At 74.0% G+C, this 17,592-nt stretch carries 20 protein-coding genes; 5 read left to right on the top strand and 15 right to left on the bottom strand.

The features are described 5' to 3' along the window. Positions 1 to 218: 218 nt before the first annotated feature. Together ABD973_RS25420 and ABD973_RS25415 are read left to right on the top strand one after the other, a co-directional pair. Positions 219 to 1,034: a hypothetical protein gene (locus ABD973_RS25420; RefSeq protein WP_125820669.1), complete on the top strand. Its 816-nt coding sequence runs from the start codon at positions 219 to 221 to the stop codon at positions 1,032 to 1,034. 157 nt (positions 1,035 to 1,191) lie between these two features. Further along, positions 1,192 to 1,614, top strand: a complete 423-nt coding sequence (locus ABD973_RS25415) for a hypothetical protein (protein WP_125820670.1) — start codon at positions 1,192 to 1,194, stop codon at positions 1,612 to 1,614. Positions 1,615 to 1,627: 13 nt separating this feature from the next. Here ABD973_RS25415 and der read toward each other — a convergent pair whose 3' ends face one another. The 5 genes from der to ABD973_RS25390 all read right to left on the bottom strand — a co-directional run bounded on the left by der (position 1,628) and on the right by ABD973_RS25390 (position 6,360). Beyond that, positions 1,628 to 3,091, bottom strand: coding sequence for a ribosome biogenesis GTPase Der (gene der / locus ABD973_RS25410; protein ID WP_125600081.1), 1,464 nt, complete (start codon positions 3,089 to 3,091; stop codon positions 1,628 to 1,630). 76 nt (positions 3,092 to 3,167) lie between these two features. After that, positions 3,168 to 3,851 (bottom strand): lysophospholipid acyltransferase family protein, encoded by a 684-nt coding sequence (locus tag ABD973_RS25405; protein WP_345502273.1) that lies wholly within the window; start codon positions 3,849 to 3,851, stop codon positions 3,168 to 3,170. Continuing rightward, positions 3,812 to 4,513, bottom strand: coding sequence for a (d)CMP kinase (gene cmk / locus ABD973_RS25400; RefSeq protein ID WP_125600074.1), 702 nt, complete (start codon positions 4,511 to 4,513; stop codon positions 3,812 to 3,814). Before cmk ends, ABD973_RS25405 begins: the two co-directional genes overlap by 40 nt. A gap of 162 nt (positions 4,514 to 4,675) precedes the next feature. Next, positions 4,676 to 5,764, bottom strand: coding sequence for a prephenate dehydrogenase (locus tag ABD973_RS25395; RefSeq protein WP_125600071.1), 1,089 nt, complete (start codon positions 5,762 to 5,764; stop codon positions 4,676 to 4,678). A gap of 128 nt (positions 5,765 to 5,892) precedes the next feature. Further along, on the bottom strand, positions 5,893 to 6,360 hold the full coding sequence (locus tag ABD973_RS25390; protein ID WP_345502270.1) for a YidB family protein: 468 nt from the start codon (positions 6,358 to 6,360) through the stop codon (positions 5,893 to 5,895). A gap of 143 nt (positions 6,361 to 6,503) precedes the next feature. Between ABD973_RS25390 and ABD973_RS25385 the strand changes: the two genes are divergently transcribed. From ABD973_RS25385 to ABD973_RS25375, 3 genes are all read left to right on the top strand, one after another. Next, on the top strand, positions 6,504 to 6,839 hold the full coding sequence (locus ABD973_RS25385) for a DUF952 domain-containing protein (protein ID WP_345502268.1): 336 nt from the start codon (positions 6,504 to 6,506) through the stop codon (positions 6,837 to 6,839). A gap of 85 nt (positions 6,840 to 6,924) precedes the next feature. Further along, a complete protein-coding gene (locus ABD973_RS25380) occupies positions 6,925 to 7,392 on the top strand; it encodes a Rieske (2Fe-2S) protein (protein WP_125820674.1) in 468 nt (155 codons plus the stop codon). 28 nt (positions 7,393 to 7,420) lie between these two features. Next, a complete protein-coding gene (locus ABD973_RS25375) occupies positions 7,421 to 8,101 on the top strand; it encodes a nucleotidyltransferase domain-containing protein (protein WP_345502266.1) in 681 nt (226 codons plus the stop codon). Here the strand turns inward: ABD973_RS25375 and ABD973_RS25370 are convergent. The 10 genes from ABD973_RS25370 to ABD973_RS25325 all read right to left on the bottom strand — a co-directional run bounded on the left by ABD973_RS25370 (position 8,098) and on the right by ABD973_RS25325 (position 17,576). Next, entirely contained in the window at positions 8,098 to 8,853 is a 756-nt protein-coding gene (locus ABD973_RS25370) for a nucleotidyltransferase domain-containing protein (protein WP_345502264.1), read from the bottom strand. The two genes, ABD973_RS25375 and ABD973_RS25370, sit on opposite strands and share 4 nt — an antisense overlap. A 3-nt stretch (positions 8,854 to 8,856) precedes the next feature. Then, the gene (locus tag ABD973_RS25365; RefSeq protein WP_345502262.1) at positions 8,857 to 9,873 is read right to left on the bottom strand and encodes an ADP-ribosylglycohydrolase family protein; all 1,017 of its coding nucleotides are present in this window, start codon (positions 9,871 to 9,873) and stop codon (positions 8,857 to 8,859) included. Next, positions 9,870 to 10,595, bottom strand: coding sequence for an NUDIX hydrolase (locus tag ABD973_RS25360; RefSeq protein WP_241253182.1), 726 nt, complete (start codon positions 10,593 to 10,595; stop codon positions 9,870 to 9,872). The genes ABD973_RS25365 and ABD973_RS25360 overlap by 4 nt, the downstream gene beginning before the upstream one ends. Next, positions 10,592 to 11,680 carry an AAA family ATPase gene (locus ABD973_RS25355; protein WP_125820678.1) on the bottom strand — a complete coding sequence of 363 codons (1,089 nt, stop codon included), beginning with the start codon at positions 11,678 to 11,680 and terminating at the stop codon, positions 10,592 to 10,594. Before ABD973_RS25355 ends, ABD973_RS25360 begins: the two co-directional genes overlap by 4 nt. Beyond that, entirely contained in the window at positions 11,677 to 12,285 is a 609-nt protein-coding gene (gene pnuC / locus ABD973_RS25350) for a nicotinamide riboside transporter PnuC (protein ID WP_125820679.1), read from the bottom strand. The genes ABD973_RS25355 and pnuC overlap by 4 nt, the downstream gene beginning before the upstream one ends. Before the next feature lie 146 nt (positions 12,286 to 12,431). Next, positions 12,432 to 13,742 (bottom strand): pseudouridine synthase, encoded by a 1,311-nt coding sequence (locus ABD973_RS25345; RefSeq protein WP_125820680.1) that lies wholly within the window; start codon positions 13,740 to 13,742, stop codon positions 12,432 to 12,434. After that, positions 13,742 to 14,377 (bottom strand): SMC-Scp complex subunit ScpB, encoded by a 636-nt coding sequence (gene scpB, locus ABD973_RS25340; protein WP_345502258.1) that lies wholly within the window; start codon positions 14,375 to 14,377, stop codon positions 13,742 to 13,744. Before scpB ends, ABD973_RS25345 begins: the two co-directional genes overlap by 1 nt. Beyond that, complete coding sequence (locus ABD973_RS25335; RefSeq protein WP_345502256.1) at positions 14,374 to 15,465, bottom strand: segregation and condensation protein A; 1,092 nt, start codon at positions 15,463 to 15,465, stop codon at positions 14,374 to 14,376. Before ABD973_RS25335 ends, scpB begins: the two co-directional genes overlap by 4 nt. Positions 15,466 to 15,900: 435 nt before the next feature. Next, a complete protein-coding gene (locus tag ABD973_RS25330; protein ID WP_125820683.1) occupies positions 15,901 to 16,431 on the bottom strand; it encodes a hypothetical protein in 531 nt (176 codons plus the stop codon). Next, positions 16,416 to 17,576, bottom strand: a complete 1,161-nt coding sequence (locus tag ABD973_RS25325; RefSeq protein ID WP_125604141.1) for a ParA family protein — start codon at positions 17,574 to 17,576, stop codon at positions 16,416 to 16,418. Before ABD973_RS25325 ends, ABD973_RS25330 begins: the two co-directional genes overlap by 16 nt. Between the last annotated feature and the right edge of the window lie 16 nt (positions 17,577 to 17,592).

Here is a 17,592-nt window from a genome sequence, read left to right as displayed (position 1 = left end):
GACGACCCACACACCCCCGAGACGTTCGGAAAGCGGCTCCAACTGCACATGGAAGAACAACAGTTGACACGAAAGGAAAGCCGCGGTCGGACGGTTCACTCTTCCGGGTGGCCGGTTCGATTCCGTTCCCTCAAACGGCGTGACCCCGGCCGCCGCCGATCCGTTGATCCCGGCGAGCCGGGAACCCCCCGGCCTCCGCACGAATGAGGAGCCACCCCGTGCCGCGCATGCTCGACGTCAGTGATGAGGTACGTGCCGAGATCGGTGACGAAGAAGCCGACAGGCTGCTCACCGGCGACGACGCCCCGGGCAGTTACGACTGCACCTCCTGCCGCACCCCCGGCGACCCGGAGACGGTCCGCACCAGCACCGTGCTGTTCGTGGGCGAGGAGACCGCCGTCCTCGCCTTCGCCCACGCCGACTGCATCCCCTCCCAGGTCGTGCCCGTCTCCGAGGAGCAGCTCCAGGGTGCGGTGCGCAGCATCACCGGCGACAGCCCGGCCCCCGCCCCCGAGCAGGCCGGCGCGGAGTCCCCGCAGTCCGTCCCCGGAGGCCAGGCCGTCCTCGGCATCACCAGCGGCCTCGTCCTGATCGCCGGGGAGCTGCACCCGGCGCTGGTCGTCGAGCCGACCGCGCCCATCGCCCGCCCCGGCACCACCGGCCCCGGCGACGACTTCCTCCCCCTCCTCATCGAGCAGGGCTTCATCCCGGTCACCGACACCAACGAGGTCCCCTCCCCCCTGGCCGGCTGGTCGGTCCTGCTGGCCGCCGGGCAGCTGCACGCCGTGCTCCAGCCCGGCACCGACGGCGGGCCGCAGGTGGCCTGGTGGCAGGCCCACCAGGCGCTGGGCGTCACCGACGGCTGGCGGGCCGCCGTCAACAAGACGCAGCGCGTGCTCATCTACGCCGCCCCGGTCGGCTCCATCGGCCAGCAGCCGCGCGAGGACCTGCTCCGCGACGCCCTGGACAAGGCCGCGAGCAACGGCAAGCTGGTCGGCGCCTCGATGCCGCTGGCCGGTACGCCGGGCGCCTGAGCCCCACCCCTTCCCGCCGGAACGGCCGTCCGCCCCTGCCGAGGGGGCCGGACGGCATGCGCCGGGGGTGCGCGGTCCGTCCCGCGCACCCCCGGCGATCTGCGTTTTCCGCCCCGTCACCCCGCATCCGCAGGCCGCCGGTTTCGTTGGCTGATACGTGCATTCATACGACCCCTCCCGCGCCCCGTTCCGTGCGAGCAGCGCCTCGCACACCCCGATCTACGACAGCCTGTACTCGGAGTACCTGCGCGCCTTCCGGGCGCTGCCGGGCGACCGTACGGGCGAGGAGGACCTCGGCTTCACCGCGTTCTCGTACGGCACCGGGTACGGCGGAACCCCGTACGGCGGCGGCACGGCCGGTACGGTCGGCTCCTACGGCGGCGGCGCCGGTAGCGGCTGGAGCGGTTCCCCGTGGCAGCAGGCCGACGGCTGGCAGCCCTCGTACGTCCCGCAGCAGGTGGTCCAGCCGCTGTACTCGTACGCGGGCGCCGGCTCCGGATACGGCGGCGGGCGGCAGCACCAGACCGGGATGCAGCACATCCCGGCGGCCCTGCCGCCCGCTCCGCGCCGGGGCTACTGACCCCGGAGCGCCGCTACTTCTTCTTCTTGTACTGCGCGCCGCGCTTCTCGCGCACCCGCACCGAGATGTGCAGCGGGGTTCCCTCGAAGCCGAACTCCTCGCGCAGGCGGCGCTCGATGAAGCGCCGGTAGCCGTGCTCCAGGAAGCCGGAGGCGAAGAGGACGAACCGCGGCGGCTTGCTGCCCGCCTGGGTACCGAACAGGATGCGGGGCTGCTTGCCGCCGCGGATCGGGTGCGGGTGGGCCGCGACGATCTCGCCGAGGAAGGCGTTCAGCCGGCCGGTGGGGACGCGCGTCTCCCAGCCCGCGAGGGCGGCCTCGATCGCCGGGACCAGCTTCTCCATGTGGCGGCCGGTCTTCGCGGAGACGTTGACGCGGGGCGCCCAGGAGACCTGCTGCATCTCGGTCTCGATCTCGCGTTCGAGGTAGTAGCGGCGCTCCTCGTCCAGCTCGTCCCACTTGTTGTAGGCGATGACGATCGCACGGCCGGCCTCGACGGCCATGGTGATGATGCGCTGGTCCTGGACGCTGATGTTCTCGGTGGTGTCGATCAGGATGACCGCCACCTCCGCCTTCTCCACGGCGGCGGCCGTGCGCAGCGAGGCGTAGTAGTCGGCGCCCTGCTGGAGGTGGACCTTCTTGCGGATGCCCGCGGTGTCCACGAACTTCCAGGTGACGCCGCCGAGCTCGATCAGCTCGTCGACCGGGTCGCGGGTGGTGCCGGCCAGCTCGTTGACGACGACGCGGTCCTCGCGGGCGACCTTGTTCAGCAGGGAGGACTTGCCGACGTTCGGGCGGCCGATGAGGGCGATGCGGCGCGGTCCGCCGATGGCCGTGCCGCCGAAGGTCTGCGCGGGGGCCTCGGGCAGGACCTCGAGGACGGCGTCCAGCATGTCGCCCGTGCCGCGGCCGTGCAGCGAGGAGACCGGGTACGGCATGCCGAGGCCCAGGGACCACAGGTAGGCCGCGTCGGCCTCGCCGCTCTGGCCGTCGACCTTGTTGGCGCACAGGACGACGGGCTTGCCGGCGCGGCGCAGCAGCTTGACGACGGCCTCGTCGCTGTCGGTGGCGCCGACCTTGGCGTCCACGACGAAGACGACGGCGTCCGCGGTCTCGATGGCGTACTCGGCCTGGGCGGCGACGGAGGCGTCGATGCCGAGGACGTCCTGCTCCCAGCCGCCGGTGTCGACGACCTTGAAGCGGCGGCCGGCCCACTCGGCCTCGTACGTGACGCGGTCGCGGGTGACGCCCGGCTTGTCCTCGACGACCGCTTCGCGGCGGCCGATGATGCGGTTCACCAGGGTCGACTTGCCCACGTTCGGGCGGCCGACGACGGCGAGGACGGGGAGCGGGCCGTGTCCGGCCTCCTCGATCGCGCCTTCGACCTCTTCGAGGTCGAAGCCTTCCTCCGCGGCGAGCTCCATGAACTCCGCGTACTCGGCATCGCCAAGTGCTCCGTGGTCGTACTGGTCGTTCATGAAGTCCGTTCCTCGTCGTTCGTGGTGATCGGTGGCACCCGCGCAGCGCGGTTCCACTACTGGGTTCAAGTCTCGCTCAGCGCCCGGTGAGGCGCTTGGCGTCGGCCAGGTGGGCGGTCAGCCGTCCCTGGATGCGTGCGGTGGCCTCGTCCAGCGCGGTGCGCGTACGACGGCCCGTGCCGTCGCCGGCGTCGAAGGCGGAGCCGAAGACCACGTCGACCCGGCTGCGCAGCGGCGGCAGGCCCTTGACGATGCGGCCCTTGGCCTCGGTGCTGCCCAGGACGGCCACGGGGACGACCGGGGCACCGCTGCGGACGGCGAAGTAGGCGAGCCCGGCGCGCAGGGACGCGAAGTCCCCCTCGCCCCGGGTGCCCTCGGGGAATATCCCCAGGGCGCCGCCGTTCTCCAGCACGCCCAGGGCGCGGCTGATCGCGGTGCGGTCGGTGCCGGCGCGGTCCACCTTCACCTGCCCGATCCCCTCCAGGAACGGGCCGAGCGGGCCGACGTACGCCTCCTTCTTGATCAGGAAGTGCAGCGGCCTCGGCGCGGTGCCCATGACCATGGGTCCGTCGATGTTGTGCGCGTGGTTCACGGCCAGGATGACGGGGCCGGAGGCGGGCACCTTCCAGGCGCCCAGCACGCGCGGCTTCCACAGCCCGTACATGAGGCCGATGCCGATGCGCCTGCCGACCGCCGCACCCCTGGGGGAGGGCGTACCGCTCACTTGGCGCGCCGCTCTTCGACCAGGGTCACGACGCATTCGATGACCTGGTCGAGGGTGAGTTCGGTGGTGTCGACCTCGACGGCGTCGCCGGCCTTGGCCAGCGGGGAGGTCTTGCGGCCGGAGTCGGCTGCGTCCCGCTTGATCAGCGCTTCCCTGGTGGCCGCGAGGTCGGTGGCCTCCTTGCCGCGCAGTTCGCCGCTGCGGCGGGCGGCGCGGGCCTCGGGCGAGGCCGTCAGGAAGACCTTGAGGTCGGCGTCGGGCAGGACGGTGGTGCCGATGTCCCGGCCCTCGACGACGATCCCGTCGGCCTCCTGGGCCGCCTCGGCGGCGATGGAGCGCTGGAGGTCGGTGATCAGGGCGCGCACCTCGGGGACGGCGCTGACGGCGCTGACCTTGGAGGTGACCTCCTGGGTGCGGATCGGGCCGGAGGCGTCCAGGCCGTCCACCGTGATGGTGGGGGCGGCCGGGTCCGTGCCGGAGACGATGGCCGGCTTGCCGGCGGCGAGGGCGATGGCCTGCGGGTCGTCGGTGTCGACGCCGTTGGTGATCATCCACCAGGTGATGGCCCGGTACTGGGCACCGGTGTCCAGGTAGCGCAGCCCGAGCTTGGCGGCCACGGCCTTGGAGGTGCTGGACTTGCCCGTGCCGGAGGGACCGTCGATGGCGACGATCACGGCGGACGGAGCGGCGGTTTCCACGGTGCGGGCACCTTCCTGGTTGCGCGTACGTGTGCGGGCGCGCCAAAGGCGCCCCCGCACCAGGTTACCGGCCCCGGGGGCCCGCCGTTCCCGGCCGGTCGCGCCCGGCTGCGGGGACCCGCCGCCGGGGACCCGCCGCCGGGGACGACCGCCGGGGCACGGCTACTGCTGCCGCAGCGCCCAGCCCCGCTCGCGCAGCTCGGCGGTCAGGGCGGCGACCGCCCGGGGTTCCACCATGAGCTGCACCAGGCCGGCCTGCTGGCCGGTGGCGTGCTCGATCCGCACGTCCTCGACGTTGACGCCGGCGCGGCCGGCGTCCGCGAAGATCCGCGCCAGCTCACCCGGCTTGTCGCTGATGAACACGCCCACGGTCTCGTACGCCATGGGCGCCGCGCCGTGCTTGCCGGGGACCCGGACCCGGCCGGCGTTGCCGCGCCTGAGGACGTCCTCGATGCCGGCCGCGCCGCCCTTGCGCGCGGCCTCGTCGGCGGACTGGAGGCCGCGCAGCGCCTCGACGGTCTCCGCCAGGTCGGCGGCGATGCCGGCGAGGACGTCGGCCACCGGTCCCGGGTTGGCCGAGAGGATCTCCACCCACATCCGGGGGTCGGAGGCGGCGATGCGGGTCACGTCGCGGATGCCCTGCCCGCACAGCCGGACGGCCGTCTCGTCCGCCTCCTCCAGGCGGGCGGCGACCATGCTGGAGACCAGCTGCGGGGTGTGCGAGACGAGGGCCACCGCCCGGTCGTGGGCGTCGGCGTCCATCACGACGGGGACGGCCCGGCACAGCGCGACGAGTTCCAGGGCCAGGTTGAGGACCTCGTGGTCGGTCTCCCGGGTCGGGGTCAGCACCCAGGGCCGGCCCTCGAACAGATCGGCCGTCGCGGCCAGCGGGCCGGAGCGCTCCTTGCCGGCCATGGGGTGGGTGCCGATGTAGGCGGAGGTGTCGGCGCCCAGCGCCGCGAGCTCGCGGCGCGGGCCGCCCTTGACGCTGGCCACGTCCACGTAGGCGCGGGCGAGGCCGCGTCCGATGGCGTCGGCCAGGGCGGCGGCGACGTGGGCCGGCGGTACGGCGACGATCGCGAGGTCCACCTGGCCCTCGGGGGCGTCGTCGGTGCCGGCGCCCAGGGCGGCGGCCGTGCGGGCCTGCGCCGGGTCGTGGTCGGCGAGGTGGACGCTGATGCCCCGGGCGGTCAGGGCGAGCGCCGCGGAGGTGCCGATCAGTCCGGTTCCGATGACGACGGCGGTTCTCACGGGGTGCTCCAAGGGTGATCACGTAACGACGGGCCGGGCCTGACTCAGGGTAGCCACTCGGTACCGCGAGAGGACCCGGCGGTCCGCCCTGTGGACGGTGCCGGGTCCTCGTGGACGATCTCGCCGGATCAGAGGTTCTGCTTCCGGATGATCTCCTCCAGCGACTCGGTCGGGACCTGGCCGTTCGGGGTCAGCTTGTCGACGGCCTGCGGGAGCGTCCGCGCCAGCTGGTCGGCGGCCTCGTCGGGGCTGACGCCGGCCTGCTGGGCAGCCTGCCGGAGGGCGTCGTCCGGGAGCGCCTCCTTGATCTGGGAGCCGCTCACGGGCTGGTTCTCGCCGGTGCCGATCCAGGACTGCGCCTGGTCGGCGAGCCCGGACCTGGTCAGCATGTCCAGCAGCCCGCCGAGGGGGTTGTCCGCCCCGCCCCGGGCGCCCGCGGCCGGGGCGCCCGGGGCACCGCCGCCGCCCAGCAGGGCGCCGAGGAGCGCGCCGAGGATGTCGCCCCCGCCGACCGCCGAGCCGCCGCCGGCGCTGCCGCCGCCCTGGCCGCCGCCGAGGAGTCCGCCGAGGAGTGAACCGAGGTCATTGCCCGCCATGTCCTGTGTGCCTTTCGAAGGGGGACCGGGCGCACGCGCGTCAGCGACGGGCCCGGCTGCGAGACACGGACAATGTCACCCGGATCACCCCGTACCGCCACCTGGCGCACGGCCGTCCGGCAGGGTGCGGTAGAACCACCGGCATGATCTTCCACATCGTTCCGCTCGCCGACTGGAGCGCGGCTCCCGGCTCCCCGTACGCCCCCGGCTCGCTCGCCGCCGAGGGCTTCGTGCACTGTTCGGCGGACCGGGCCACCGTGCTGGCCATCGCGGACTCCCACTACCGCGGGGTGCCCGGCGTGCTGCTCGCCGTGGAGCTGGACGAGGCCGCCCTGACGGCGGAGGTCCGCCGGACGGGGCCCGGGGACCCGTACCCCCACGTCCACGGACCGCTGAACCGCGACGCCGTGTCCCGCGTGTGGGAGGTCGTACGCACTTCCGGCGGCCCGGCGGACCTGGTCCCCTGGCTCGCGGAGTGAGACGGACGGTGTGGCGGGCTTCTCCTGGGGCCCGGCGCACGCCAGGATGCACCTCGCATCCCGGCCATCCAGCAAGGAGCCCCGCATGACCGACTCGAACACCGCCCGGCGCACCGTACTGGCGGCCGGAGCCGCCGTCCTGGCGGGCGGCACCCTCGCCGCCTGCGGGTCCGACACGGACAAGCCCGGCACCGGCGCCGGCAACGCGTCCGCCGGGCAGACGGGCGGCGCGTCCCCCGGGGCCTCCGCGCCGGGCGCGGGCGCGGAGCCGCTGGTGAAGGCCGCCGCGGTACCGGTGGGCGGCGGCACCGTCATCAAGGAGCAGAAGGTGGTGGTCACCCAGCCGACGGCCGGCTCCTTCCGCTGCTTCACGGCCGTCTGCCCGCACCAGGGCTGCCTGGTGGACAAGGTCGAGAACGGCACGATCGACTGCCCCTGCCACGGCAGCAAGTTCAAGGTCGCCGACGGGGCCGTGGTCCACGGGCCCGCGGTCAAGCCGCTCGCGGAGAAGAAGATCACCGTGTCGCCGGAGGGGGAAATCTCGCTCGCCTAGCGGGCGCCGCCCCGCCTACCCTCCCGGGATGGACGACCTCACCCTGGTCCGGGACCACACGATCTACGCCTGCGTGATGGGCTCCCGCGCCTTCGGACTGGCCACGGAGGCGAGCGACACCGACCGGCGCGGTGTCTACCTCGCCCCCACGCCGCTCTTCTGGCGGTTCGAGAAGCCCCCGACCCATGTCGAGGGGCCCCGGGAGGAGGAGTTCTCCTGGGAGCTGGAACGCTTCTGCGAGCTGGCCCTGCGCGCCAACCCGAACATCCTGGAGTGCCTGCACTCCCCACTGGTGGAGCGGCTCACCCCGGTCGGCGAGGAACTGCTGTCCCTGCGCGGGGCCTTCCTCTCCCGCCGGGCCCACACCACCTTCAGCCGGTACGCGGTCTCCCAGCACCGCAAGCTCCTCGCGGACGTCCGCGTCCACGGCGCCCCGCGCTGGAAGCACGCCATGCACCTGCTGCGCCTGCTGGCCTCCTGCCGCGACCTGCTGCGCACCGGCCGCCTCACGATCGCGGCGGGCCCCGACCGCGAGCGGTTCCTCGCGGTCAAGCGGGGCGAGGTCGGCTGGGACGAGGTCGACGCCTGGATGGCCCGCCTCGCCGAGCAGTCCGAGGCGGCCCTCTCCACCAGCCCGCTCCCCGACGGCCCGGACGAGGCCCGCGTCGCGGACTTCCTCCACCGCACCCGCCGCGCCTCGGCCTTCTAGAGCCCCGCGCGGTGGCGCACGACGAACTCGTCGAGCTCCTCGTACGCGCTCACGTACTCCGGCAGCGCCGTGCCGGCCTGCGCCGCGTCCAGCACCGCGTGCAGCGCGTCCAGGTCCCGCGCGACCGCCTCGGCCGAGGGCCCTTCGTACCCGCCGTGCTCGGCGGCCGCCTTGGCCTCGATCAGCCCGGCCAGGTATGCGGGCGCCTCCGGAACCTCCCCGAGCAGGGTGGGCAGGTGCGCCTGCACCTCGGCGGAGCGCATGAGGTGGATGCCGGTGAGCAGCGCGCGGAAGGCGTAGAGCAGGGGTTTCAGCTCGGTCGTCTTCTCGAAGAGCCGCCACTGGGTGGTGGCGAAGCCCCGGTAGTGGTGGGCGTGGTGGTGGGTGAGCACGCCCGGGGCCAGCGCGGCCAGCTCCGCGTGCGCCTCGGTCGTGTGGACCACGAGCGGGGACAGCAGCTGTTCCAGCACGTAGCCGTTGCGCCGCAGCATGAGGCGGACGAACTTGCGCAGGTCGTGCGTGACGAGGTCCAGCTCGACCCCGTCGTCCTGCCACATGCGGGTCCGGGTCTCCTCCGGGTCGCGCAGGCCGAGCAGGGCGCGCGGCGGCAGCAGGTGGGCGCCGCGCAGGTCGATGTCGGAGTCCCGGGAGGGGAAGCCGTACAGGTGGGCCCCGGAGACGGTGGCGAAGAGCAGCGGGTCGGGCTGCTCCGCGACGACGGGGGCGAGGTCGATGCCCATGGCGTCCAGCACGGGTCACGCGTCCCAGAGGGTGCCGAAGGCGAGGAGTTCCTCGCGGTACTCGATGCGGCCCTCCCAGTCGCGGGGCCAGACGTCGGCGCCGAGGTGGGCGCCGGCGAAGGCTCCGGCCAGGCAGGCGATGGAGTCGGAGTCGCCGGCGGTGCAGGCGGCGCGGCGCAGCGCGAGGAGCGGTTCGTCCGGGAAGAGCAGGAAGCACTGGAGGGCGGTGGCCAGGGCCTCCTCGGCGATCCAGCCCTCGCCGGTGGTCAGGCAGGGGTCGGTCTCCGGGGAGGGGGTGCGCAGGGCTGCCGCGAGCCGGTCCAGGACCGCCAGGCACTCGTCCCAGCCCCGGGCGATGAAGGACTCCGGGGAGGCGTCGGCGCCGGTGCGCGTCCACAGGTCGCCGAGCCAGCGCTCGTGGTAGCGGGTGCGGTTCTCCAGGGCGTACGAGCGCAGCTGCCCGACCAGGCCGGTGACCTCGGCGCCCTGCGCGAGGAGGTGCACGGCGCGGGCGGTCAGGTCGGAGGCGGCCAGGGCGGTGGGGTGGCCGTGGGTGAGGGCCGACTGGAGCTGGGCGGCGCCGGCCCGCTCCTCGTCGCTCCAGCCGGGGACGAGGCCCACCGGGGCCACGCGCATGTTGGCGCCGCAGCCCTTGGAGCCGGTCTGGCTGGCCTCCCGCCAGTCGCGCCCGGGGTCCTTGAGCAGGGCGCAGGCGCGCAGGCAGGTGTTGCCGGGCGCACGGTTGTTCTCCGGGGACCGGTACCACTCGACGAACTCCTCGCGGACCGGCCGGGCCAGTCGCAGCGGGCCGACGCTGCCGCGCTCGGCGGCGGCCCGTATGCCGCGCGCCAGGGCCAGGGTCATCTGGGTGTCGTCGGTGACGATCGCGGGCCGGGGCAGCCGCATCTGGCGCCACGGGCCGGTCTTGGCGAGGATCGAGGGGACGTCGTTGAACTCCGTCGGGAAGCCGAGGGCGTCGCCGAGGGCCAGGCCTACGAGGGCGCCCGTCGCGGCACGCTTGGTGGCGGTCACTGGGTGGGTCCTTCCGAGGGGCGGAGCAGGGGCGGGTGGAGGGTGGTCGCCGGGCCGGCCCGGTACAGCGCGGCGGGTTTGCCGCGGCCTCCGGTCAGCCGGGCGGCGCCGGGCACGGCCTGCACGAAGCCGGGCGTGGCGAGCACCTTGCGGCGGAAGTTGGGGCGGTCCAGGGAGGTGTCCCAGACGGTCTCGTAGACGGCCTGGAGCTCCCCGAGGGTGAACTCGGGCGGGCAGAAGGCGGTGGCCAGGCAGGTGTACTCCAGCTTGGAGCCCACCCGCCGCCGGGCGTCCGCCAGGATCAGCCCGTGGTCGAAGGCGAGGTCCGAGGCCCCGGCCACAGGCACCCACCGGGCCCGGTCGGCGTCGCCGCCGCCCTCCGCGGCCGGTTCGGGCATGTCGGGGACGAGGGCGGTGAAGGCGACCGACACGACCCGCATGCGGGGGTCGCGGTCCGGTTCGCTGTAGGTGCGCAGCTGTTCCAGGTGCAGGGCGGCGACCAGCGCGGGCGGCAGGCCGGTCTCCTCTTCGAGCTCCCGGCGGGCGGCCGTCTCGGCGGACTCCCGGGGCAGGACGAAGCCGCCGGGGAGCGCCCAGGCGCCCGCGTACGGTTCCTGGCCGCGCCGGATCAGCAGGACGTGCAGGGCGCCGCCGCGCACGGTGAGGACGGCGAGGTCGACGGTCACCGCGAAGGGCTCGAAGGCGTACGGGTCGTAGTTCACCGGCGCTCCGGGAGGGGCGCGGCGAAGTGCCAGCCTTCGCGGAGCAGGCCGTCGACCGCTGCCACGGCCGCGTCGAGCCGGGTCCGCCGGTCCCCGCTCACGACCGCGAAACGCCTGCCGGTGCGGGTGAGCTCCCGGCGGAAGCGGGCGGTCATCCAGGGTCTGAGCTGCGGTCCGTCGCGCAGCCCGTCGTCCTCGAAGGGCACTCCCTCGTGGTCGGTGAGCAGGTACAGGTCGCGGGGGCGGCGGGCGGCGATCCTCTCGACCTCGGCGTTGCGGCCGCCGAGGTAGCGCGCGTGCCAGATGCCGGTGGCGAAGGAGTCGGTGTCGCAGAACAGCACCGGAGAGCCGAGCCGGGCGGCCCGCTCCTCCTCCTCGTCCTGGCGGCGGGCGATCACCGGGAACTCCGCCGAGGTGAAGGTCACGTCCTCCCAGGAGGCCGCCGGGTCGACGGCGCGTGCGGCGGCGAGCTTCTCCTCGCTGTACCGCCGTCCGTACTCGGCGACCCAGCCGGTCTTGGCCCACACCCCGCCGCGGCGGCGGTAGTGCGCGGCCAGCTCCCGCGAGAGGGTGGTGGTGCCGGTGGACTCGGCGCCCAGGACGACGACCCTGCGGGTGAGGGCGGCCCGTACGCCGGGTCCGAGGAACTCCCAGGTGGCGGCCGGGTCCTCGCGCACGGCGGTCCCGGACACCGGGAACAGGCTGCGCGCCGGGTCCACGCAGACCTCCTCGGCGCCGAAGCGGCGGGCGAGTTCGCTCCCGTACTCCTCGGAGGTGAAGACGGCGTCCACGCGCCGGCGCACCGCGCCGCGGAAGATCGCCATGTGCGCCTCCCAGATGCCGGGGTCGTGCAGGTCGACGGGGACGTCGTCGACCGCGCCGACCACCTCCGCGCCGGGGTGCTCCTCGCGCATCCAGGCGACCCGGTCGGCGAGCGGTACCGACTCGACGGAGGCGGCGCAGACCAGCACGGTCAGCCGCTCGCACTGGTCCTGGGCGGTGCGCACCAGGTGGTGGTGGCCGGCGTGCGGCGGGTAGAACTTGCCCAGCACCAGCCCGTGGCCGTAGCGCTTCGGCCCGCTCATGCGGTCGCCTCCAGGGCCGTACGGGCGCCGCGCGCCGGGAGCGTGCGGTGCCAGCCGACGAGGCCGGCCACGCACAGGGCGAGGAAGCCCGCGTAGAGGACCGAGGTCAGGTACAGCCCCTTGTACGCGTAGAGCGGGATGTAGACGAGGTCGGCGGCGATCCACAGCCACCAGGACTCCAGGAGCTTGCGGCACTGCCCGTAGGTGGCCATGAGGGAGAGCCCGGTGGTGAGGGCGTCCCAGAAGGGGACGGTGGAGTCGCTGACCCGGCCGAGCAGCAGGGTCAGGGCGGCGGTCCCCACCGCCCCCGCCACCAGCAGCCAGGCCCATTCGGCGCGCGTGGTGCGGCGCACCGGCAGGGCACCGGCGGTTCCTGGTCCACCCCCGTGGGTCCAGGACCACCAGCCGTAGGCGGCGAGGGCGATGAAGACGATCTGGAGCCCGGCGTCGGCGTAGAGGCCCGCCCGGGTGAACAGCACGATGAAGAAGAGGTTGTTGGCGATCCCGACCGGCCAGTTGGCGATGTGCTGCCGGGCCACCAGCCAGACGCACACGGCGCCCGTGGCGAAGCCGAGGATCTCGGTCCAGCTCGTGTTCCAGCCCATACGGCCCACCCGCTCCCTTTAATAGTCACCCTGACTATAAACACGGGTGGCGGCCCCGGGCAAGACGCCGCGGGACAGTGGCCCGGACACGCGGAAGCCCGCGGTGCCGGGGGGCACTGCGGGCTTCGACGGGGCGGGGGCGCGGACTACAGACCGACCTCGCGCATGAGCATGCCGACCTCGGTGTTGGTCAGGCGGCGCAGCCAGCCCGACTTCTGGTCGCCCAGCTCGATCGGGCCGAAGGAGGTCCGCACGAGCTTGTCGACCGGGAAGCCGGCCTCGGCCAGCATGCGGCGGACGATGTGCTTGCGGCCCTCGTGGAGGGTCACCTCGACCAGGTAGTTCTTGCCGACCTGGTCGACGACGCGGAAGTTGTCGGCGCGGGCGTACCCGTCCTCCAGCTCGATGCCCTCCTTGAGGCGCTTGCCGATGTCGCGCGGCAGGCTGCCGGTGATCGCCGCGACGTACGTCTTCTGCACGCCGTACTTGGGGTGCGTCAGGCGGTGGGCCAGCTCACCGTGGTTGGTGAGGAGGATGATGCCCTCGGTCTCGGTGTCGAGCCGGCCGACGTGGAAGAGGCGGGTCTCGCGGTTGGTGACGTAGTCGCCCAGGCACTGGCGGCCGTCCGGGTCCTCCATGGTGGAGACGACGCCGGCGGGCTTGTTCAGCGCGAAGAACAGGAACGACTGGGTGGCGACCGTCAGGCCGTCCACCTTGATCTCGTCCTTCGGCTGGACGCGCTTGCCCTGCTCGGTCACGATCTCGCCGTTGACCTCGACGCGGGCCTGCTCGATCAGCTCCTCGCAGGCACGCCGCGAGCCCATGCCGGCCCGGGCCAGCACCTTCTGCAGGCGCTCGCCCTCCAGCTCGGCGCCGGGGAAGGTCTTCGGGGTCTTGATCACCGGCTTGTCGGCGTACCGGTCGCGCACGCGCTCCTCGATCCGCGCGTCCAGCTCGCGGGGGCGGGACTGGCCGCTGCGGCTGCCCGGACCGCTGCGCGGGCCGCCGGCGCCGCCGATGCCGGGGGTACGGGAGGGGGTGCGGGGTCCGCCCTTGGCGCCGCCGCGCGCCGACGCGCCGCGGGCACCGCCGCCGCCGGCGCGGGGGCCGCTGCGACCGCTGCGCTCGCCCTCGGGGCCCACGTCGTAGCGGCGCTCCTCGGGGCGCGGGTTGCGGATGCGGGGGGCCGGCTGGTCGCGGTCGCGCGAGTCGGAGCCGCCCTGGTAGCCGCCACCGCCCTGGTAGCCGCCGCGGGAGCCGCCGGAGCTGCCGCCCCGGTAGCCGCCGCCGGAGCTGCCACCGCGGGAGCCGCCGGAGCCGCTGCCACCGCCGGAGCCGCTCCCGCGGTAGCCGCCACCGCCGCCGGAGCCGCCGCCGCGGGCGTTACCGCGCCCGCCGCCGCCGCTGCCGCCGCTGTTCCTGTTGCCGCCACCGTTGCCGTTGCCGCTGCTTCGCATCAAAGTTCCGTCGTCTTGTCGTCGTCTACGTCAGTGTCCGGTGCGTCCGGATCGAACGACGGCACACCTTCTTGCGTCTCGGCTTCGATCGCGTCCGCCTCGGGAAGGAAGGGCGCGAGCTCCGGGAGCTCGTCAAGGCCGCGCAGGCCCATCCGCTCCAGAAAGTAGTTCGTCGTCCTGTACAGGATCGCACCTGTTTCGGGTTCCGTGCCCGCCTCGGCCACCAGACCCCGCTGGAGCAGGGTCCGCATGACCCCGTCGCAGTTCACCCCGCGGACCGCCGAGACCCGCGAACGGCTCACCGGCTGGCGGTACGCGACCACCGCCAGGGTCTCCAGGGCCGCCTGGGTGAGCCGGGCCTGCTGCCCGTCCAGGACGAAGGCCTCCACGGCCGCCGCGTACTCGGGCCGGGTGTAGAACCGCCAGCCTCCGGCGACCAGCCGCAGCTCGAAGCCGCGCCGCTGGGCGGTGTACTCGTCGGCGAGCGCGCTCAGGGCGTCCGCGACCTCGCGCGGGGTGCGGTCGAGCACCTTGGCGAGGTGCTCGGTGGTCGCCGGCTCGTCCACGACCATCAGCACGGCCTCCAGCGCGCCCTTCAGCTCCAGCCGCTCCCGCACCCCGTTCGTTCCGCTCATTCGGCCACCTCCACGACTCGGTCGAACTCGTCCGTCACCCTCGGCATCCCGTCGCCGTCCCCGCCGCACCAGCGCACGGTGAGCCGCAGCAGCGCCTCGGGCTGGTCCAGGGTGACGGCCCTCTCCCGGTACAGCTCCAGCAGCGCCAGGAACCGGGCGACGACGGTGAGGGTGTCCGGGGCGTCCTCGGTCAGCTCCTGGAACGTCGCCTCGCCGCGCGCCTTGAGCAGGCGTACGACGTGCCCGGCCTGCTCCCGCACGCTGACGAGGGGGGCGTGGATGTGGTCCACGTACACCTGCGGCGCGGCCTTGGGCTGCATGGCCCGCACCGCGAGCCGGGCGAGGCCGTCGGCCCCGATGCCGATGACCACCTCGGGCAGCAGGTCGGCGTGGTGCGGCTCCAGCCCGACGGTGCGCGGGTGGCGCCTGCCCTCCGCCTCGGCGCGGTCCTGGAAGATCGCGGCGATCTGCTTGTACGCCTTGTACTGGAGCAGCCGCGCGAACAGCAGGTCCCGCGCCTCCAGCAGGGCGAGGTCGGCCTCGTCCTCGACCTCGGCGGCGGGCAGCAGGCGGGCGGTCTTGAGGTCGAGCAGGGTGGCGGCGACCACCAGGAACTCGGTGGTCTGGTCGAGGTCCCAGTCGGGGCCCATGGCGCGGATGTGGGCCATGAACTCGTCGGTGACCTTGGAGAGGGCGACCTCGGTGACGTCGAGCTTGTGCCGGGAGATCAGCTGGAGCAGGAGGTCGAAGGGCCCCTCGAAGTTGTCGAGCCGCAACGTGAACCGCCCGTCGCCGGCGGCGCCCGGCCGGTCGGGGACGGGCCCGGGGGCCTCGGCGGCCTCGGCGGCCGACGATACGGGCCCTGCGGCCCCGGCCGAGCGGTCGGCGGACCGGTCGGTGTCTTGCGCGCAGCCCGCGCCGCCGTCAGGCGGAGCGTCAGGGGCCTGCGGAACGGCGCCGGCCTCCTGGCCGCCCCCGAGCGGCTCGCGGGCCGCAGCGGGGGCCTCAGCGGCCTCCTGGGCCGCCCCGGGGCCACGGCCCAGGCTCCGGCGGGCCGGGCGGGGGGCGGTGTCTTCGTTCGGGGGCATCGCGGTCCAGGGTGGTACGGGTTTCGGCCGAGCGGCCACGGGTGCAGCCTAGGCCCTGGCCGGGCGGAACCCCGTCTCCCGCTGCGCGGGGCCGTCCCCTACCCGCCCTTCGCCCGTTCCCCGGGCTCCGCCCGGACCCGCGCCTCAAACGCCGGCGGGGCTGAAGAACCGGGGCTCCGCCCCGGTGCGCTCAAACGCCGCGCGGGCTGGATGTGCGCAGCACATCCCAGCCCCGCCGGCGTTTGAGGCGCGGGGGTCTGGGGGCGGAGCCCCCAGGGGGTCCGGGGCGCAGCCCCGGGGAACGGGCGAAGGGCGGGGCGGGGAGCAGCCCGCGCAGCGGCAGCGCGCCCGCAGACGACCCACCGGCCCCGGCCACCCGAACCGCCCCCGGATCCAACGGCCGGAGGCCGGGCGGCGGCGCGCCGAAGAAGGGGGCTAGCGGCCCCGGAGGCGGCGGACCAGGATGCTGGCGTCGCCCCGCGACTCGAGGTCGGCCAGGACCACCGCGACCGCCTCCCGCACGATGCGGCCCCGGTCGACCGCGAGCCCGTGCTCCCCGCGGAGCACCAGGCGGGCGTGCTCCAGGTCCATGAGCTCCTCCGCGGAGACGTAGACCGTGATCTTCTCGTCGTGCCGCTCGCGTCCGCTCGGACGCCGGTTCGCGCCCCGGCTCGGGCCCTTGCCCTGCCGGGGGCCGCCGCCGGCAGAACCTTCCTGCGGCCTGCGCTGCGCGCCCACCGAACCCGCCCCCGGCACCCCGGGCACCCCGGCCTCCGCGGCCTCGCGCCCCCGGGCCTCCCCCGTGCCCCGCGTCGTGCCGTCCACCGGTGCTGCCGCGTGCTCCGCTCCCGTACCGCTGCCCGGCGCCTCCTCGGCGCCCCGCCGCGGCGAGGACGACTGGAGGGCCATCCCCCCGGTCGTGCGGAACAGTTCGTCGGCTCCGGGCAGACTCACTCGGCGGGACACCGGGCGAGCACCTCCCTGGCCAGCTGGCGGTAGGCGGCGGCGCCGACGGAGTTGGACGCGTACGTGGTGATCGGCTCGCCGGCGACCGTGGTCTCCGGGAAGCGCACCGTGCGGCCGATGACCGTGTGGTAGACGTGGTCGTCGAAGGCCTCGACCACGCGCGCGAGCACCTCGCGGCTGTGCACCGTGCGCGAGTCGTACATCGTGGCGAGGATGCCGTCGAGTTCCAGCTCGGGGTTGAGCCGCTCCTGGACCTTCTCGATGGTCTCCGTCAGCAGCGCGACACCGCGCAGCGCGAAGAACTCGCATTCCAGCGGCACGATGACCTTGTGAGCCGCCGTCAGGGCGTTCACCGTCAGCAGGCCGAGCGAGGGCTGACAGTCGATCACGATGTAGTCGTAGTCCGCCATCAGGGGCTTCAGCGCCCGCTGGAGCGTCGACTCGCGCGCGACCTCGCTGACCAACTGCACTTCGGCGGCGGACAGGTCGATGTTGCTCGGCAGCAGGTCCATGTTGGGGACCGCGGTCTTGAGCAGCACCTCGTCGGCCGACATGCCCCGCTCCATGAGCAGGTTGTAGACCGTCAGGTCGAGTTCCATCGGGTTCACGCCGAGGCCCACGGACAGCGCGCCCTGCGGGTCGAAGTCGACGAGCAGCACGCGGCGCCCGTACTCGGCGAGGGCGGCACCCAGGTTGATGGTCGACGTGGTCTTGCCCACGCCGCCCTTCTGGTTGCACATCGCGATGATCTTCGCGGGACCGTGGTCGGTCAGCGGACCCGGGATCGGGAAGTACGGCAGCGGCCGTCCGGTCGGGCCGATCCGCTCGCGGCGCTGGCGGGCAGCGTCGGGGGCGAGGGTGGCCGCGTACTCGGGGTCGGGCTCGTATTCCGCGTCGGGGTCGTAGAAGTGCCCCTCGGGCACCTGGTCGTAGTCGGCGAAACCAATGGGCGTATCGCCACCGTGGTCGCCGGCCGTGGAGTTCACGTCTAGGCCGTCCATGCTCTTTTGGGGCGTCGTCATGTGCTGGTGGTTTGCGAAGGTGCGGACCGCGACGGAGCCGACAGCTTCGAGCCCGGCAGGACCCTGTCCCCGCTCAGGCGTCCCTGCTCGACCACCTCCAGGAGCAAATGTCGACTCATTCACAAGTCGTCTTACCTCC

Source organism: Streptomyces racemochromogenes (genome assembly GCF_039535215.1).
GTDB lineage: Bacteria > Actinomycetota > Actinomycetes > Streptomycetales > Streptomycetaceae > Streptomyces > Streptomyces racemochromogenes.
This window is presented reverse-complemented; position numbering and strand designations above follow the sequence as displayed.

Bases quoted from the DNA above. Each gene is read 5' to 3' on its own strand.
- ABD973_RS25355 (WP_125820678.1), bottom strand. From the start codon at position 11,680: ATGAGCGGGCCGAAGCGCTACGGCCACGGGCTGGTGCTGGGCAAGTTC.
- ABD973_RS25335 (WP_345502256.1), bottom strand. From the start codon at position 15,465: ATGCCCCCGAACGAAGACACCGCCCCCCGCCCGGCCCGCCGGAGCCTG.
- pnuC (WP_125820679.1), bottom strand. From the start codon at position 12,285: ATGGGCTGGAACACGAGCTGGACCGAGATCCTCGGCTTCGCCACGGGC.
- ABD973_RS25375 (WP_345502266.1), top strand. From the start codon at position 7,421: ATGGACGACCTCACCCTGGTCCGGGACCACACGATCTACGCCTGCGTG.
- ABD973_RS25405 (WP_345502273.1), bottom strand. From the start codon at position 3,851: ATGCGTCGTGACCCTGGTCGAAGAGCGGCGCGCCAAGTGAGCGGTACG.
- der (WP_125600081.1), bottom strand. From the start codon at position 3,091: ATGAACGACCAGTACGACCACGGAGCACTTGGCGATGCCGAGTACGCG.
- scpB (WP_345502258.1), bottom strand. From the start codon at position 14,377: ATGAGCGGAACGAACGGGGTGCGGGAGCGGCTGGAGCTGAAGGGCGCG.
- ABD973_RS25390 (WP_345502270.1), bottom strand. From the start codon at position 6,360: ATGGCGGGCAATGACCTCGGTTCACTCCTCGGCGGACTCCTCGGCGGC.
- ABD973_RS25345 (WP_125820680.1), bottom strand. From the start codon at position 13,742: ATGCGAAGCAGCGGCAACGGCAACGGTGGCGGCAACAGGAACAGCGGC.
- ABD973_RS25380 (WP_125820674.1), top strand. From the start codon at position 6,925: ATGACCGACTCGAACACCGCCCGGCGCACCGTACTGGCGGCCGGAGCC.
- ABD973_RS25385 (WP_345502268.1), top strand. From the start codon at position 6,504: ATGATCTTCCACATCGTTCCGCTCGCCGACTGGAGCGCGGCTCCCGGC.